Here is a 17113-nt window from a genome sequence, read left to right as displayed (position 1 = left end):
ATTTGTTATCCAGGCAATTTGTTTTTCACTAGATTACACACCGATTTAACAAACCTCAGAATATTAATGGATAAACTTTTTAATGTAGATTGGCATGCCATGTTTGTTCCCAGCTTATCGCTGCTGGAAATATTTTTGAGAGGTACCCTCACCTACTGGGTAATTTATCTTTGTATGCGATTGTTTCGCAGAGGTACCGGACAGTTAAGTATCAGTGATTTACTTTTAATCACCATGATTTCCGACGCCGCTCAAAATGCAATGGCAGGAACTTATAATTCTGTCGTGGAAGGTGCAGCGCTAATCATGACATTGCTGTTCTGGGATTTTGCGATTGACTGGATGGGTTATAACAAAGTTATCTTTGGAAAATTTGCAAAGCCAGATCCTGTACTACTAATCCGAAATGGCCGACTTTTGCAAAAAAACATGGAAAAGGAATTGATCGATGAAGAAGAGTTAACTGCCCTTCTGCGGGAAAAAGATGTAGATGACTACAAAAAAGTAAAAACCTGTTACCTTGAAGCAACAGGAAATATCAGTGTTATTTTGAAAGAATAACTCAGGCTTCCACCAGCCATTCTTTTATTTGACGAAGCAGAACTTCATTAATCCTTGTATAACTTTCGTGTGTCCAGCCACCAATATGCGGTGTTAGTACAACGCGATTTGAATTAATTAAATAATCAAAAACTGCTTGCTGCTCTTCGGTAAGCGTTTTTAATTTTTCATTTTCCAAAACATCCAGACAGGCCCCGATTATTTTTCCTGATTTCAAACCTTCTGCCACCGCAGTAAGGTTAGCAACTTTTCCTCTGGACAAATTCATCAGATAAAAAGGTTTGGTAAAATTTTCAATGAAACTTTTATCAATCAGATACTTTGTTTCATCCGTAAGCGGGACGTGTAAACTTAAAATATCTGCTTCCTGCATAATTTCTTCGAGTGAAGCCTCGGTTGCAAAAGCATCGCCATAATTGTCGCGGTATTTATCATAGGCTAGAACTTTGCAGCCAAATCCGCTTAAACGTTTGGCTGTGGCACCGCCGTTGTTTCCGTAACCAATAAGCCCAACGGTTTTATTCATTAGTTCCACACCCCTGTTTCCTTCCCTGTCCCAAATTCCGTTGCGAACTTCTTTATCCGCTTTTACAATATTGGCCAATAAGCCCAGGAGCATTCCCAGCATATGCTCGGCAACTGCATCCCGGTTTCCTTCCCCCGCATGAAAAACTTTGATACCTCTTTCCTTTGCAATTTCAAGATCAATTAAATCAAGACCAGCTCCTGCACGTGCGATAAACCGAAGTTTCTTTGCCGGCTCCATTACTTCCATATCCACAAAAGTTTTGCTTCGGATAAACAATCCTTCAAATGCTGGTAATTCACGGATAATATCTTCCCTTTTATATTCGGGATGATAGGCATATTCCCAACCTTCCGCTTCCAACATGGTAAAAAGTGACGGATGCATGGAGTCTGCTATCAGGATTTTCATAGGAGCACGGGAATTTTTGTAACTTGCCAATTGATTAGTTTTACAAAAGTAATCAGAAATATATACAAGGGATGATTTAAATGCTTATTCTGAGTGAAGTTCCATGTTTAAAATTCTTCATTATGAATACAAAATTATTAATATCAGTACCTTGCAAAGTAATTTCAACAAAACAGAAATAAAAAAATACAATATCAAATAAATGAGTGAACTACCAAGTGATAAACCATTAATAGGGATTACGTTAGGAGATTACAACGGGATTGGCCCGGAAGTAATTCTTAAAGCATTGGAAGGAAATCAGTTAGCTAAATTATGCACACCGGTTATATACGGTTCTTTACGCGTACTGAATCAATATCGCAATCTTTTTGAAATGAAGGACTGGACGTTACACGGCATACAACGCCCGGAACAAGCTAATCCTAAACTGACGAACGTAATTACCTGCTGGCACGACCATCAGACAGAAATTCAACCGGGAAAAATTACTCCCGAAGCAGGACAAGGTTCTTTATCGTCGCTGAAACGTGCGGTTGAAGATCTTAAAACCGGAAAAATACATGCGGTTGTAACAGGTCCTATCAATAAAGACAACATTCAAAGTGCTGAATTCAAATTTCCGGGTCATACCGAATTTTTAGCCGAATCCTTCGCTGTTCAGGAAGCATTGATGTTTATGGTTTCGGGTGATCTTCGCGTTGGGGTTCTTTCGGGTCATATTCCTGTAAAAGATGTTCCGGCGTGGGTAACTATGGAAAAATTGACTGCGAAAATTGAACAAATGCTTTATTCATTGAAAAATGATTTTGGTATAAAGAAACCAAGACTTGCTGTTTTAGGTTTAAATCCTCATGCAGGTGAAAATGGTTTACTGGGTAGTGAAGAAATTGATACGATTATCCCTGTCCTGAAAAATTTCCGCGAAAAAGGAAATCTTGTTGTTGGCCCATTTCCTGCCGACGGATTTTTTGCGGCCGGGACTTACAAACAATATGATGCAGTGCTGGCCATGTACCACGATCAGGGATTGATACCATTTAAAACACTGGCTTTTAATGAAGGCGTAAATTTCACTGCCGGCTTGTCTGCTGTAAGAACATCCCCTGACCATGGAACTGCATATAATATTGCAGGAAAAAATCAGGCAGAGCCAGGTTCGCTTTTGCAGGCGATTTATCTTGCCTGCGATGTGGCAAAATACAGAACATTCAGTCAGGAAATTGATAAAAATGCACTGATAACAAAACCACAACAATCCGAAAGCCAGCATCCGGCGAAATCCGGAAAACAAAGACAAAATTGATGTTAGTAAGATCCGCCCGGTTTTCCGTGGAAGCTTTCATCATCTAAATTTCAATTTAATTAAAGACCCCTACATGTTAAGATCCATGACCGGCTACGGTGTAGCAAACATCGAATCCGAATCGATCAACGTAACAGTTGAGATTAAAACACTGAATTCCAAATTCCTGGATATATACTGCCGCGTTCCAAGAAATTATTCAGAACGTGAAATAGAAATCCGTAACCTCGTAACCCAATCGCTGGAGCGCGGAAAAGTGGAGGTGAGTTTAACGGTACAACCAGTTGGAAAAGCGATTGCAACGACTGCTGTAAATCGTCCTTTGGTGAAAGTTTATTTTAACGATTTAACTGAAACTGCCAACGACCTTGGTTTTTCTGGCGAATCTACGGATTTACTCCGCATGGCACTTCAAATGCCAAATGCTTACAATACAGAATCGGTTACTGACACAAATCGCGATAGTGACTGGGCTCAGATTAAAGAAGCTGTCCACGAGGCATTAAGAAAATGTACTGTTTTCCGCGAACAGGAAGGAAAAATGACCGCCGATAAATTTGCGGATTACATCGGTACCATTTCCTCACTTCTGGAAGAAGTAAAAGAGCAGGATAAATTACGAATTCCTGCGGTACGTGAGCGTTTGGAAAAACAAGTACGCGATTTATTGTCAGATGAAAATTTTGATCCAAACCGCTTTGAGCAGGAATTGATTTATTATATCGAAAAATTTGATATCTCAGAAGAAAAAATTCGTCTTGCCAATCATTTGCTATACTTCAACGAAACGTTGCAGTCACCAGAAAGCAATGGTAAAAAACTGAACTTCATCGCTCAGGAAATTGGCAGGGAAATCAATACGATCGGTTCCAAAGCAAACGACTACGGTATACAGCGGTTTGTAGTTCAAATGAAAGATGAACTTGAAAAAATCAAGGAACAAACTATGAATATTATTTAGATGCTTGTTGGCGAAAATCGCTTGCCACAGTCCTTTTATGAAGCTTATGATACACGTACGCTAGCCCAGAAACTACTTGGCTGCGAACTTGTTCACAATAGTCCCGATGGTATCACCAGCGGGACTATTGTTGAAACAGAAGCCTATTTACAGGACGATCCGGCTTGTCATGCATATCAGAAAAGAACACCGCGAACAGAGCCTATGTATGCTGCTCCTGGAACCATCTATGTCTATCTCATTTATGGCATGTATCAGTGTGTCAATGTCGTAAGCAACAGGGTTGACTGCGGTGAAGCGGTACTAATCCGGGCACTTCAACCTACCGAAGGCATTGAAATCATGCAAATACGCCGTGAATTATCGAGAAAAAAAACGCTGGGTAAAGTATCAAAACCTATTCCACTCAAGGAATTATGCAGAGGTCCTGGAAAATTGGTTCAGGCAATGGGTATAGAACGCTCCGTTCACAATTCCCAATCTCTGGTCGACAGCAATTTATTTATCACACCTCCCCTGTCAGGCAATCCTTTCGAGATAGAAATTTCTAAAAGAATCGGCCTTACACAAGGTGCCGATTTCTTATATCGTTACTCTCTCAAAAACAACCCTTTTGTTAGCAGATAGGTAAACCAACAGCTGCAAAATCAAAATTTATACTACAAAAAGATAAAAGAAATGCCTACAAAGCCCTATTTTGTCTTATCATTTTCTATATTTGGCCTTTGTTTGAAAACACTCAGCGTTATATAACTTCTTATAAAAATTTCATTTGGTACAATACGTGCCTGCCATACATGCCGAATTTATTTATGGCTAAACTTTACTCATTAGCTTTTATTTTACTGGTATACGTAAGCCTTTTACAGGGACACACTTCATTTGCCCAAACCTCAAGGGCCAATGAGGGTTTGATGCAATCAAAGTATTCTGCAAATTTCCCACAGGACACCATTTTGATATATAAGTACCGCAAACTTGCCATGCAAAATTTATATTTTGACGCGGATAAAGCGGTATTGTACGCCCAGCAAATTCTTCGCCTTTCACAAAAACATCAATGGTCAAAAGGCAAAATTATGGCCTATGACCTGTTGTGTACATATTATATCATTGATGGCAGCTATGATATTTTAAGAGAAATTTCCAATGAAATACTTCTGCTTTCTCAAAAAGAAAATCTTCCGCTGTACACCGCTAATGCCAAGAGATTTCAGGGAGAATCCAGTGCGGAATATAAACAGTTTGACGTGGCGCTGGCAAATTTTCAGAGTGCTTTCAACATTTACAACAATTTGAAACTGGACAGCGCCAAAGCAGTCTGTCTGGAAAATATTGGTAATTTTTATCGTGAGAAACTGGAATATCCACAAGCCAACCGGTACTATGACATGGCATATGATGCCTTTAAAAAAATAGGCTCGCAATGGGGAATGGCATCTGTATTACAAGATCGTGGTTATCTTTATGTACGAAAAGATGAGCTGGACAAGGCTGAAAAGTATGTAACCGAAGCTTACGTAATATTTCAGAAGCTCAATAATCGTTTTGGCATTCTCAATGCACTGAACGACCTTGGCAATGTCTACTATTCCCAAAAAAGATATGACAAGGCCATCGAAACAGAAAGCGAGGCATTTGAGCTTAGCAAACTTTATCATTCTTCCCGCCAAACGAATTGGGCACTCATATGCCTTTACAAAGCTTACAAAGGTAAAAACGATGTAAAACAATCTCTCTTTTACCTCGAACAGGTCGATTACATCCGCCGGACAAGACATATCGAGCGCGTTGCGAGAGAATATAATATGTATAAGCTGATTTACGAAAACCAGCAAATGGATTCAGAAATTCAACGAAAGATTATTAATGAACAAAATACGATTCAAAGTGTTTTGATCGCTTTTTTAATTCTGATCGTTGCTTTTTCAGCTTTTCTTTGGTTCAACAACAAAAAGCTGAGACGGAAAAACGCAGCGATAAAAGAAGCTTTGATTCAGGGACAAACAATTGAGCGAAAACGTGTTGCGGCCGAGCTTCATGACCATTTGGGAGGCACGTTGGCGTCGTTGAACTGGTATTTGTATGGTATGGACAAAAAATTGTTGTCCGAAGAAGAGCAAAAAATTTACCAAAGCGTACATCAGATGGTTGGTGCGGCGTATAGGGAAGTCAGAAGTTTATCGCACAATTTAATGCCCATTGAACTTGAAGAACATGGCCTGATTGTGGCTTTACAACGCCTGGTTGGTAAGTTAAATGAAAATAATTCTATTCAATTTAAATTTGAAGTTGATGGACTTGACAAACGACTTGACAAAAAAGTTGAATTTGAATTGTACAGTATCCTGCTCGAACTGACTAATAACATACTCAAACATTCCAAAGCTGACCAGGCAGAAATCTCTTTGAAAGAAACAGCCCGCACCATTCACCTGACAATCAGCGACAATGGAAGCGGGATCAAAAATAATTCTTCTCATGGCGTTGGTCTGGGCAATGTGAAAAACAGGGTTCAAAGCCTGAAAGGCAAAATCGTGATTTCAAACGAACAAAACCCGGGAACGAACATTGGAATTGAGATTCCCAAATAAACAAATTCTTCTTTCACCAAACTGTATTACGTTTCCTGGTGTTAGTCTAATTTGAGAAAACAAAACACAAATAATGGTTATTTCTGAAAAAGTAAAGGAGTTCATACAAGCAATTTCGCAGACTATCACCGATCAAACTTTCATCAGCCTGTCTCTGGGCAATTACAAAGGCAAGGAAGAAAATCTTAAAAATCTGTATGTTAAGAGGATTCTTATCAAAAAGGAAGAAAAACTTAGCTTTACTTATCGGTACAAAACCAGAGACATCGTTAAAAACTTCTCAAAAGATGAAGGGATCAGTCTTATAGAAAAATTTCTTCTTGAAGGCTTCAATGTATCTACACTTTTTTCTACTGAATCAGATCTGCAATTTGAAATTCTGAATGCCGGCAAACTAACTTTAAAGAAAAGGCCTGCATCAAAAAGCACGGTTTCTCTTGAACACGATAAAAACAAAAAGAGACTGATTCCTGCTCAAAATAAATCCTATCTCACTGATTTAAAAATTACGGATCAGGAAGGTAATGTCTTCAAAAACGCACAGGATAAATACAAACAGATCAATCACTACGTAGAAATACTGAGTTCGCTCATTAAGGAAATTCCTGCCGAAGGCTCTGTAAAAGTAGTCGATATGGGCTCCGGCAAGGGTTATCTTACTTTTGCCTTATATGATTATCTTCAAAATGTGCTGAATCTTGAACCGGAAATCACCGGCGTTGAATTCCGGGCGGATATGGTTTCACTTTGCAATAGTATCGCCGAAAATGCATCTTTCAAAAATCTCAGTTTTGTTGAAGGAACGATAGAAGATTACGAAACCAGGGAAATTGATATTCTTATTGCGCTTCATGCCTGTGATACAGCAACAGACGATGCCATTTTTAAAGGCATAAAAGCTGATGCAGAATTAATTGTAGTTGCACCTTGCTGTCATAAGCAAATCCGCAGGGAAATTGAAAAGCATAAGGCAACCAACGATGTTGACTTTTTGACGAAATATGGAATCTTCCTCGAACGTCAGGCGGAAATGGTTACCGATGGAATACGTGCTATGATTTTGGAATACTTTGGCTATAAAACAAAAGTTTTTGAATTTATTTCAGACGCTCACACGCCAAAAAACGTTATGATTGTCGGTATTAAAAATCACAAGTCGCAACCGGATAAAACGCTATTGCTAAAAAAGATAAAAGGTGCCAAATCTTATTTCGGGATTGAGTACCATCATTTAGAAAGAATGTTGGGAATTTGACATATGGCATAAGAATTTATACTAATAATTAGCAAAAACATATTCTCAGTTGATTTTGACACCAATCGGTCACAAATCAGTCCAATATTTTTTTGAACGTGACAAAAAAGGTCAAAAAAGACCGTTTCCTAAACATGCTGTGTATATTTGCAGCTTTTTGCAAAAAACCTAATTACAATATATGTGGAATAAATTAGCAACTTACATAATCCGCTACCGGCTTTGGTGGGTTGCATTAGTGTTGGTCTCAACCGTTTTCATGGCTTATGAGGCAAAAAAAATCGAACTTTCCTATCAGTTTGCAAGAATTCTCCCCGCAAACGATCCGGTTGAAAAAGAATATCAGGATTTCCGTAAATTATTTGGTGAAGACGGAAGTGTAATGGTGATCGGATGGCAGGATCCGGGACTTTTTCAGGTCAACAAATTTCAGGACTGGTGCAAACTCGCGCAGCGTATCAAGGAAACTACTGGGATCAAAAACGTCTTATCATTAGCTAATCTTCAAAAGGTTGTGAGAAATGACAGCCTCAGCCAGTTTGATTTCGCTCCTGTAATCAAGGCAATTCCCACTACACAAACAGAAGTTGACAGTTTGAAAAAGGAGATTCTGAATCTTCCTTTTTATGAGGGTTTGGTGCTAAATTCCAAAACCAACGCCACGCTTATTGTCATTACATTCAACGACAAAGCCCTTAATTCAGCTCGCCGTCTTAGTATCGTAAGTGATATTGAAGCGATGGGAGAAGAATTTGCTGTTAAGTACAAAACGGATCTGCACTATTCGGGTATGCCATATATCCGGACCGTCAATATGAAGAAAATTTCCGGTGAAATGGAGTTGTTCATGGGACTGGCGGTTTTAGTTACATTATTTATTCTTTGGGCGTTTTTCAGATCTTTCCGTCTTACATTACTTTCTATCATTGTTGTATTAATTGGAGTAATATTTTCAGTTGGTCTGCTTCAAATATTCGGATACAAAATAACGGCGCTTACAGGACTTATTCCTCCCCTGCTGATTGTAATCGGCGTTCCGAACTGTGTATTTTTCATCAACAAATACCAGACAGAACTTAAAGCCGGACGGTCAAAAGATGATGCCTTATTAGAAATGGTACGACAGATCGGACTTTCCACTTTCCTTGCTAACATTACTACTGCTATCGGTTTTGGCGTTTTTTACTTTACAAACAGTACGTTGCTGGTTGAATTTGGAATCGTTGCAGCGATAAGCGTAATGGTTACTTATGTACTTTGCCTGCTTTTGCTTCCTATTACACTGCATTACATGGATGTGCCGAAAGCACGCCATTTGAAACATTTGGATGGAAAATGGGCGCATGGGTTCCTTGAAAAAGTAAATTATCTGGTACATAATCGCCGCAAGGAAATTTATATCGCCATGTTCATTATGATCATCGTTTCCGGTTATGGCATGACGAAGATTAAAGCCATCGGTTATGTAGTGGATGATCTTCCAAAAAATGACCCCGTTTATACCGACCTTCGTTTCCTTGAAAAAAACTTCAACGGTGTTTTGCCTTTTGAAGTGATGATCAATACGAAAGAAAAAAATGGTGTATTTGGTGATAACGCAGCAGTACTTTACAAAATAAAATCGCTGCAAAACGAGCTTGGAAAATATAAGGAATTTTCAAAGCCTGTTTCAGTTGTTGAAGCTTCACGTTTCCTTTACCAGGCTTACAGAGGCGGTGATTCAAAATATTATGCTTTACCTGGTGCATTGGAACTGGCCAAACTGACCAATTATGTTCAGGGAAAACAAGGCGCTTCCAAACAAATCAATTCGTTTTTAAATGAAGATAAAAGCGTAACCCGCGTCAGTTTTCAAATGGCCGATGTTGGCTCGGAACGTATCAAAGTTTTAATGAAAGAAATCCGCCCGAAAGTGGATTCTATTTTCAGCCCTGCCAAATATAAAGTGAGTCTTACCGGACACAGTCTTGTGTTTTTGAAAAGCAATGATTATTTGCTTGGAAACTTGTATGAAAGTTTGCTGATCGCAATTCTTTTGATTGCGGTGGTTGGTATGGTACTTTTCCGCTCCATTCCGATTATTCTTTTGTCAAAATTACCTTGTCTAATTCCATTGGCTCTTACGGCCGGAATTATGGGTTACTTTGGGATTTATTTCAAACCTACAACCATTTTGATTTTCAGTATCACTTTTGGTATTGCTTCGGATGGAACCGTTTATTTCCTAACCAGATATCGTCAGGAAATTTATGATAAAGGACTGAATGCTTCTCAGGCCGTTACCAATTCTATTTTTGGAACCGGACTTAGTATGATTTACACAGCAGTTATTCTTTTCTGTGGTTTCTCTATTTTCTCTGCTTCGAGCTTCGGCGGTACAGCGGCGATGGGTGTCATGGTTTCGATTACTTTATTGGTAGCGATGTGTACCAATTTAATTTTACTACCTGCACTGCTTCTATCCATTTCAAAATGGCAAAAGAAAGGTGAAAAGCCATCCTGATTTAAATTAAATTGCCAAATAAACACTCCTATAAAATAACAAGAAATGAAACGAACCCTGCTTTCATTAGCGATGCTGGCCTTGTGCTCAACCTCCGTTACTTTTGCCCAGTCCGACTACCAGGCTGACTCGATTTTTATCCTTAAAATATTCAACACGGCTTTATCAGAAGGACATTCTTATGAATACCTGAGGGACCTGACCCAAAAAGTTGGAGCGAGATTGAGCGGATCCGCCGGAGCTGCCAAGGCTGTTGAATACACCAGGGATGTTATGGTGAAGGAAAAATTTGACAATGTTTTTTTACAAAATGTGATGGTACCACATTGGGTACGCGGCGCTAAGGAAAAAGCATATATTGTTTCAGGAAAACAAAAAATAGTTGTTCCAATCGCTGCTTTGGGTGGTTCAGTAGCAACACCAAAAGGCGGAGTAAAAGCGAAGGTAATTGAAGTTCAAAATTTTCAGGAATTAAGAGCACTGGGAACGGATAAGGTAAAAGGAAAAATCGTTTTCTTTAACCGGCCGATGGATCCTACCAAATTAAATACTTTTGAAGCATATGGTGGTGCAGTAGAACAACGTGGTTACGGCCCTAGCGAAGCTGCAAAACTTGGAGCAATCGGTACTATCGTCCGTTCCATGACCACAAGACTGGATGATTTCCCTCATACAGGCAGCTTGCGTTATGCGAGCGGAGCGGGAATGATACCAGCCGCAGCGATCTCGACAAACGGTGCTGAATTGTTGAGCAAGCTGATAAAAGAAAATGCCGATACTGAAGTATATTTTGAGCAATACAGTGAGACACTTCCTGATGTAGCTTCTCACAATGTCATCGGTGAATTAAAAGGATCTGAAAATCCTGCAAAATATATTGTTGTAGGCGGTCACCTTGATTCGTGGGATTTTGCACAAGGCGCTCATGATGATGGTTCTGGCTGCGTTCAGTCTATTGAGGCGGTTCGTTTGCTTAAAGTTTTGGGATACAAACCAAAAAATACTTTGAGAGCCGTGATGTTTATGAATGAAGAAAACGGTCTGAAAGGTGGAATTGCTTATGCGGATTCTGCGAAAAATAAAAATGAAAAACATATCGCTGCGATTGAATCGGATCGCGGTGGATTTATTCCATTAGGATTTGGTGTAGTTGGAACACCGGCTCAAAAAGCTAAAATAGTTTCCTGGACAAAATTGTTTACGCCTTATGGTCTATATGAATTAGGACCAGGCGGTGGCGGTGCAGATATTGGCCCATTAGGTCCGCAGGGAACTGTTTTGATGGAATTAATCCCTGATTCGCAAAGATATTTCGATTATCATCACGCTGCAAATGACACGTTTGATAAAGTGAGTAAACGTGAACTTGAACTGGGTGGCGCTTCTATGGCAGCCATGTTATACCTGATCGATAAATACGGAGTGGAATAATTTTTTCACTTCAACTAAATATAAAAGCATCGGGCCTGAATAAAATTTATTCAGGCCCGATGCTTTTATATTCTCAGGATTACTAATCCTGCTTTTCTTTAATTTTATCAAAAGAAACATCCATCCAGTCTTCCGGAATCTCGTCCAGATCTTCTTTCAGTTTTGCTGCCCAAAGTTCGGATACTTTTTCCATATCTTTCTTTTCGTAGCGATGTTCCACAATGGCGAAGCTATCCTTTTTATAAAGAACTACGTCAATTGGGAATTCAACGTCATTGTTACTGACACGTGTTGAATCAAAAGAAAGAAAGCCCGCTTTCAAAGCTTGCTTCATCGTGGATTCGTCGTCAAGAACACGATTTAAAATCGCTTTTCCCTGTCCGGAATTCCCGATAATTACATAGGGAGAACCTTCATCCAGCTCAACCCAATTTCCCTCAGAATACAGCAGAAAAAGTTTGTGTTCTGAATCATCTTTGAGCTGTCCGCCAACAATGGTATTCAGATTGAATTTCAAACCGGCCCGTTCAAGCGCTTCCTTATCCTCAACCGCAACCCTCTTCACCTGCTCTCCAAAGGCGTTGACCGCCTTGTACAATTTGTTATAAACTACTCCTTCTTCGATCAGTTCTTCAAAATAATGTACTGCCTTGTCCCTCACAGAACGCAGACCGCTTGTCATGATAAAAAGAGAATAATTATCTTTTTGAGCGATGTACATTTTCTTTTTTGTGGTAGTATTAGTGCCGGCTGTGATCCGCGTATCCGCTATGGCCACCAATCCTTCTTTCACTTTAATTCCTAAGCAATAAGTCATAATTCCGTCTTTACTTTAAAATAATGGAAAGATTTCTGTGTGAAATAAATCCTTCTCATCGTGCAATTAAATCAATTCCGCACAAAAATACCAAATCCCAAAGGTTACTTTAAGCTTTATCTAATAATTAATATAACCTCGCCCCCTGTGTTTGTCCCAGCCTTTTGTACATTTATGGGATCAGGTTCTGTAAATCAGGTTTTCTGTTACAGGATTTTCTTTTCTAAATTCACCTCTATGACGTCTGACGGACAATTGATCACCGCATTTTACACCAGTTTTAAAAACAAAGATTACAAAGGTATGCAGTCCTGTTATGCCGAAAATGCTGTTTTCAACGATGAAGTTTTTAAAAATCTCAATAGTGCAGAAGTGAAAGCAATGTGGGAAATGCTTTGTAAATCGGGAAAAGAACTCAGCCTTACTTTTGGAAACGTAACAGAAAACGAAACAGGTGCAAGTGCGGAGTGGACGGCATCTTATCTTTTTTCAAGAACCGGAAAACGGGTAGTAAATAACATTCATGCAAAATTTGTCATTGAAAACAATAAAATTGTAAGCCATACCGATACCTTTGATTTTTATGTCTGGGCGAAACAGGCTTTTGGATTTTCAGGTTTATTACTCGGCTGGACGCCTTATTTCAGAAACAAAGTTCAGACTAGTGCCAGGGAAAATCTTGACAACTTTATGAAAAAGAAATAAATTATCAGATATTATTATCCCAATTACTATTCCAATTATTACTAACAAGAAAAATGAAAAAAGCAATTTTACTATCATCTATGCTTTTCATAGGTGCACTTTCTGCCAACGCACAAACATTCAGAGGTCTTGATGTGAGCCCTATGGATAAGGCATTTTATCCTGACAATTTTTCTCACGACCGCAAGGGTGACGACAAAGCACTTGTTCGCGTTACTTACAGTCGCCCTGCAAAAAAGAATCGTGAAGTGATTGGCAAACTTGTTCCTTTTGGAAAAGTATGGAGAGTTGGAGCGGATGAATCTACCGAGATCAAATTTTACCAGGACGCAACAATTCAGGGACAAAAAATAAAAGCGGGTACTTATTCTTTATTCGCAATTCCGGGTGAAACCGAATGGACTATTATTCTTAACAAAGATTTGGATTACTGGGGCGCTTACAGCTATAAAGAGGCTGACGATGTTCTAAGAGTAAAAGTACCGGCAAAAAAGACATCAGAAACTATTGAAAATTTCTCGATCCAGTTTGCCAAAGCTGATACTGGCGCGGTAATGAAGTTTGGTTGGGAAAACACTGTGGTTGAAACACCAATTACTTTCTAATTGACTTAAAAACGAAAGGCTGTACCAGAATTTTTCTGATACAGCCTTTTATTATATAACTGAATTTTTTATTCCATAGAAGACTTCATTTCCCAAATATTCAGATCTCTGAAAGTTGTTGCTACTTCTGTTGAAAACAATTCATAACTAACTTTTTCAGAAAGCGGAAAAACCAGATCAGTCATCACCTGATTACCGCCATTTGCAAAAACTTCAATATTATTTCTGTCTACCAAAATTCTTATGTAAATATCATCATTGGTATCCGGAAGCGGCACAGATTCAATACTTGGAAATTTTGGACTGAAATCTACATTGCCACTTTTTGTACGATCAATTTTCAGCGTATTATCAATTTTGTTGTAATAAACCAGCGTCTGGTTTTCTCCGTGTTTCAACAATTTTATTCCCGCCTGCTCAGCAGAACTTCTTTTAATTACAAACTCAATATCAAGTTTACTGCCAGAGATAGAATTCAACAATTTACTTCCCGTCACAGCTACGGAATTTTGTGTTGCCAAAAGCTGACCTCGATAAGAAGTGACTTCTTTTGTAGGAAATGATTTTATCCTGTACTCACTATTTTCATTTTTAAAAATGGAAAGTTCTCTAGGAACCGACATTTGTCCTCTAAAACCTCTGGACGGCGTAACGCCGGCATATTCCCAGCTATTTTGCCATCCTATCATGATTTTGCGTTTGTCATTGTCAGGAAGATTATTGAAAATAATTCCTGCATAAAAATCTTTTCCATAATCCAGATATAACGGATATTTTAAAGCATCCGGCGTGAAAGTTTTTCCGTCAAAATTTCCGATAAAATATTGCATACCGAGATTTCCATTTTGCTGTGGATGGCCTCCGGAGACTGTAATAACCCATTTTGTTGTGCCGGGTTCATTTTCAACTGGCAGTTCAAAAATATCGGGACATTCCCAGATTTTACTTTTATCCCCAAATTTATCCCCAAACTCACTTAACAGACTCCATGATTTCAAATCCGGCGAAGCGTAAAACTGAACCTTAAATTCCAGAGGTTTGGCAACAATCATGACCCATTGTTTAAACTGTTCCTGCCAGAAAACCTTGGGATCACGAAAATCTTTGGTATGTAAATCGATTAAAGGATTTTTGTCATATCGTGTAAATTGCTTTCCATCCAGACTATACGCCAGGCTCTGGTTCTGAGAAATCCCGGTTCCGCTGCTATCGATATGGGCCGTGTAAATTGCCACCAACGGGATTTCTCCGTCTTTTTTTCCAAAACCGGAAGTATTGTTTTTATCTACCACCGCTGTGCCGCTGAAAAACATGGTAGTCGTGCCATTTCCGTTCGGATAATCCTGCAAAGCCACCGGCTGATGTTCCCATTTCATCATATCCTTGCTCGTGGCGTGCCCCCAGGACATATGTCCCCAGGTATCCCCTTCCGGATTATACTGGTAGAAAATATGGTATTGATCATTATAAAAAACCAGCCCGTTTGGATCATTCGTCCAATTGTTGGGCGGCGCAAAATGAAAGGCAGGTCTGTAAGTCATTACTTTGGTAGAATCCACTGACTGCGCCTTTACCAAAGCAGTATTATTTAACTGGCTAATCATCAAGGCAATAGTAATAGTCCGAATGGTTTTTAACATTCTCATAGGTTAAAATGTATTAAGCAGGGTCGATTTATCCGATAGTTTAAGCAATTTTTCTTTATTTCTAATATACTTAAATAACAGTGCCTGAAGATGAAAAATGGTAGAATTTAAATAATAATCTAAATTCTGATCATTTCGATCTAAATGAGTTCAAAAACGGTATATATAAAGCGGTCAATAGCAATAAAAGCTGTTTCAAAATATTCTCAACACACAGATTCTGAAAATGTACAAATTAATCATTTCGTCTTTACTTTTTTGTATTGCCTGTATCAATGAGACAGAAGTTTCCGTGATTCATTCAGGAGATAATCAGGATACCACAACCGGACTTAGATATCTTGCCCTTGGAGATTCCTATACCATTGGTGAGAGCGTTCCGGAAACGGATCGCTGGCCTGTGCTTTTTGCCAAAAGTATGGGTGAAAATGGGCGCGTGATCTCCACAACAGATATCCTGGCCAAAACCGGCTGGACAACTGCAAATCTTTTGGGTGCCTGCAACGGTTTCAAACCCAAAGAAAATTATGACCTGGTATCACTTCTCATTGGTGTAAATAATCAGTATCAAGGCAGAAGCCTCGACGAATTTAGAAGCGATTTTCACATGTTGCTTTTAAAAAGTGTGGAATATGCAGGTGATCGGAGAAACCGGGTTTTTGTCTTATCCATACCCGATTGGGGCTGCACGGAATTTGGTTCAGGCAACAGGGAGGAAACTGGAAAAAGCATTGATAAATTTAACCTGGTCGTAAAAGAAGAATGTGCGAAAGAAAAAATTCTCTTCGTTGATATCACACCAATTTCCCGAAAAGCCCTGAATGATCCAACCATGGTTGCCTCCGACAATCTGCATTATTCGAAAAAAATGCACCAGCTTTGGGTAGATGAAGCACTTCCTCCTGTGAAACCGCTGTTATCTCTTTAACACGTTTCATAAACTTGCCTTAAACTAAGTTTAGTTTAAGATATCGTAAACTCTCGAAAAAAATGCCATTCCATAAGGCAGAAGCGTTTAACTTTGAGCTGTGTTAAAACGATATAGCGATTAGATTACTATGGAAGGTGCATTTTTATTGGAAGTAAGCCGGAGAATCAAGGAAAAAAGAATTGATAAAAAACTTACTTTACAGGAGCTGGCAGACAAATCCAACGTCAGCAAAGGCCTGATTTCCCAAATTGAAAACGGCCGTAGTATTCCTTCTTTGCCCGTTATGTTCAGTATTATCCAGTCGCTGGAAATGGAAGTTGGTGATTTTTTCAAAGATCTGAACCTCGTTGAACCGACTGTTATTGTGCAGAAAAAAGATCATTACGAAACTTTTGAAAAGGAAAATACAAAGGGATTTAGTTACCAGAGAATCTTTACAAAAAGTCTTCAGGCAACAACGATAGATTTTGTCATGCTTGAATTGTCCCCAAATTCACATCGCGAGGAAGTTTACACGGAAGCATTCGAATTCAAATATATTTTAAGCGGAAAAGTTGATTACCTCATTAACGGTGATGTATACAGCCTTGAAGCAGGAGATTCATTATTTTTTGACGGAAGGCTACCGCACGTTCCAAAAAACAGACATGCTGAAAGTTGTTTGATGCTGATTGTTTATTTCTTTAATCAGAAGTAAGAGTTATTAATTATCTGATGGTTTTCTACCGGTCGGACAGTAGAAAAACCGTCCGACCGGGCACATGGCCAGAAATAAACCAAACGAATTTCAATTATTAAGGCTTCCGAACGAGCTACCCGTCGGACGGCTTTTTCGCCGTCCGATGGGTAAAAAAACCTCCC

15 protein-coding genes are annotated in these 17113 nt (G+C 39.1%); 12 read left to right on the top strand and 3 right to left on the bottom strand.

The genetic code is table 11. From position 1 onward, the window contains the following. Nucleotides 1–66 precede the first annotated feature (66 nt). Nucleotides 67–561 (top strand): DUF421 domain-containing protein, encoded by a 495-nt coding sequence (locus IEE83_RS11630; RefSeq protein WP_194120745.1) that lies wholly within the window; start codon nucleotides 67–69, stop codon nucleotides 559–561. A gap of 1 nt (nucleotide 562) precedes the next feature. Here IEE83_RS11630 and IEE83_RS11625 read toward each other — a convergent pair whose 3' ends face one another. After that, nucleotides 563–1498, bottom strand: a complete 936-nt coding sequence (locus tag IEE83_RS11625) for an NAD(P)-dependent oxidoreductase (RefSeq protein WP_194120744.1) — start codon at nucleotides 1496–1498, stop codon at nucleotides 563–565. Nucleotides 1499–1700: 202 nt separating this feature from the next. Between IEE83_RS11625 and pdxA the strand changes: the two genes are divergently transcribed. The 7 genes from pdxA to IEE83_RS11590 all read left to right on the top strand — a co-directional run bounded on the left by pdxA (nucleotide 1701) and on the right by IEE83_RS11590 (nucleotide 11548). After that, nucleotides 1701–2804: a 4-hydroxythreonine-4-phosphate dehydrogenase PdxA gene (pdxA, locus tag IEE83_RS11620; RefSeq protein ID WP_194120743.1), complete on the top strand. Its 1104-nt coding sequence runs from the start codon at nucleotides 1701–1703 to the stop codon at nucleotides 2802–2804. Nucleotides 2805–2877: 73 nt separating this feature from the next. Next, complete coding sequence (locus IEE83_RS11615) at nucleotides 2878–3765, top strand: YicC/YloC family endoribonuclease (RefSeq protein WP_194120742.1); 888 nt, start codon at nucleotides 2878–2880, stop codon at nucleotides 3763–3765. Continuing rightward, nucleotides 3766–4392, top strand: coding sequence for a DNA-3-methyladenine glycosylase (locus IEE83_RS11610; protein ID WP_194120741.1), 627 nt, complete (start codon nucleotides 3766–3768; stop codon nucleotides 4390–4392). It abuts the gene before it with no gap. Nucleotides 4393–4748: 356 nt separating this feature from the next. Then, nucleotides 4749–6359, top strand: coding sequence for a tetratricopeptide repeat-containing sensor histidine kinase (locus IEE83_RS11605; protein WP_228101775.1), 1611 nt, complete (start codon nucleotides 4749–4751; stop codon nucleotides 6357–6359). 73 nt (nucleotides 6360–6432) lie between these two features. Then, on the top strand, nucleotides 6433–7614 hold the full coding sequence (locus IEE83_RS11600; protein WP_194120739.1) for a class I SAM-dependent methyltransferase: 1182 nt from the start codon (nucleotides 6433–6435) through the stop codon (nucleotides 7612–7614). A gap of 181 nt (nucleotides 7615–7795) precedes the next feature. Beyond that, nucleotides 7796–10117: an efflux RND transporter permease subunit gene (locus IEE83_RS11595; RefSeq protein ID WP_194120738.1), complete on the top strand. Its 2322-nt coding sequence runs from the start codon at nucleotides 7796–7798 to the stop codon at nucleotides 10115–10117. A 45-nt stretch (nucleotides 10118–10162) separates the two neighbouring features. Further along, the gene (locus tag IEE83_RS11590; RefSeq protein WP_194120737.1) at nucleotides 10163–11548 is read left to right on the top strand and encodes a M28 family peptidase; all 1386 of its coding nucleotides are present in this window, start codon (nucleotides 10163–10165) and stop codon (nucleotides 11546–11548) included. Nucleotides 11549–11630: 82 nt separating this feature from the next. On the opposite strand, the gene IEE83_RS11585 is transcribed toward IEE83_RS11590, so the two are convergent. Then, complete coding sequence (locus IEE83_RS11585) at nucleotides 11631–12365, bottom strand: proteasome-type protease (protein ID WP_194120736.1); 735 nt, start codon at nucleotides 12363–12365, stop codon at nucleotides 11631–11633. A gap of 237 nt (nucleotides 12366–12602) precedes the next feature. On the opposite strand from IEE83_RS11585, the gene IEE83_RS11580 reads away from it, so the two are divergent. Both IEE83_RS11580 and IEE83_RS11575 read left to right on the top strand, forming a co-directional pair. Beyond that, nucleotides 12603–13070: a nuclear transport factor 2 family protein gene (locus tag IEE83_RS11580; protein WP_194120735.1), complete on the top strand. Its 468-nt coding sequence runs from the start codon at nucleotides 12603–12605 to the stop codon at nucleotides 13068–13070. A 53-nt stretch (nucleotides 13071–13123) separates the two neighbouring features. Continuing rightward, on the top strand, nucleotides 13124–13675 hold the full coding sequence (locus tag IEE83_RS11575; RefSeq protein ID WP_194120734.1) for a DUF2911 domain-containing protein: 552 nt from the start codon (nucleotides 13124–13126) through the stop codon (nucleotides 13673–13675). Between the two features lie 68 nt (nucleotides 13676–13743). Here the strand turns inward: IEE83_RS11575 and IEE83_RS11570 are convergent, their stop codons facing one another. After that, nucleotides 13744–15315, bottom strand: coding sequence for a glycoside hydrolase family 32 protein (locus tag IEE83_RS11570; protein ID WP_194120733.1), 1572 nt, complete (start codon nucleotides 15313–15315; stop codon nucleotides 13744–13746). Between the two features lie 232 nt (nucleotides 15316–15547). Here IEE83_RS11570 and IEE83_RS11565 point away from each other — a divergent pair, with 232 nt between their 5' ends. Both IEE83_RS11565 and IEE83_RS11560 read left to right on the top strand, forming a co-directional pair. Further along, entirely contained in the window at nucleotides 15548–16249 is a 702-nt protein-coding gene (locus IEE83_RS11565) for an SGNH/GDSL hydrolase family protein (protein WP_194120732.1), read from the top strand. Between the two features lie 130 nt (nucleotides 16250–16379). Beyond that, nucleotides 16380–16949, top strand: a complete 570-nt coding sequence (locus IEE83_RS11560; RefSeq protein ID WP_194120731.1) for a helix-turn-helix domain-containing protein — start codon at nucleotides 16380–16382, stop codon at nucleotides 16947–16949. Nucleotides 16950–17113 lie beyond the last annotated feature (164 nt).

This window comes from Dyadobacter subterraneus (genome assembly GCF_015221875.1).
Classification (GTDB): Bacteria; Bacteroidota; Bacteroidia; order Cytophagales; family Spirosomataceae; genus Dyadobacter; species Dyadobacter subterraneus.
Note: the sequence above shows the minus strand (reverse complement) of the source record. Positions and strands in the feature narration are given on the sequence as shown.

Coding starts and splice junctions, on each gene's coding strand:
- IEE83_RS11630 (WP_194120745.1), top strand. CDS start 67: ATGGATAAACTTTTTAATGTAGATTGGCATGCCATGTTTGTTCCCAGC.
- IEE83_RS11625 (WP_194120744.1), bottom strand. CDS start 1,498: ATGAAAATCCTGATAGCAGACTCCATGCATCCGTCACTTTTTACCATG.
- pdxA (WP_194120743.1), top strand. CDS start 1,701: ATGAGTGAACTACCAAGTGATAAACCATTAATAGGGATTACGTTAGGA.
- IEE83_RS11615 (WP_194120742.1), top strand. CDS start 2,878: ATGTTAAGATCCATGACCGGCTACGGTGTAGCAAACATCGAATCCGAA.
- IEE83_RS11610 (WP_194120741.1), top strand. CDS start 3,766: ATGCTTGTTGGCGAAAATCGCTTGCCACAGTCCTTTTATGAAGCTTAT.
- IEE83_RS11605 (WP_228101775.1), top strand. CDS start 4,749: ATGCAAAATTTATATTTTGACGCGGATAAAGCGGTATTGTACGCCCAG.
- IEE83_RS11600 (WP_194120739.1), top strand. CDS start 6,433: ATGGTTATTTCTGAAAAAGTAAAGGAGTTCATACAAGCAATTTCGCAG.
- IEE83_RS11595 (WP_194120738.1), top strand. CDS start 7,796: ATGTGGAATAAATTAGCAACTTACATAATCCGCTACCGGCTTTGGTGG.
- IEE83_RS11590 (WP_194120737.1), top strand. CDS start 10,163: ATGAAACGAACCCTGCTTTCATTAGCGATGCTGGCCTTGTGCTCAACC.
- IEE83_RS11585 (WP_194120736.1), bottom strand. CDS start 12,365: ATGACTTATTGCTTAGGAATTAAAGTGAAAGAAGGATTGGTGGCCATA.
- IEE83_RS11580 (WP_194120735.1), top strand. CDS start 12,603: ATGACGTCTGACGGACAATTGATCACCGCATTTTACACCAGTTTTAAA.
- IEE83_RS11575 (WP_194120734.1), top strand. CDS start 13,124: ATGAAAAAAGCAATTTTACTATCATCTATGCTTTTCATAGGTGCACTT.
- IEE83_RS11570 (WP_194120733.1), bottom strand. CDS start 15,315: ATGTTAAAAACCATTCGGACTATTACTATTGCCTTGATGATTAGCCAG.
- IEE83_RS11565 (WP_194120732.1), top strand. CDS start 15,548: ATGTACAAATTAATCATTTCGTCTTTACTTTTTTGTATTGCCTGTATC.
- IEE83_RS11560 (WP_194120731.1), top strand. CDS start 16,380: ATGGAAGGTGCATTTTTATTGGAAGTAAGCCGGAGAATCAAGGAAAAA.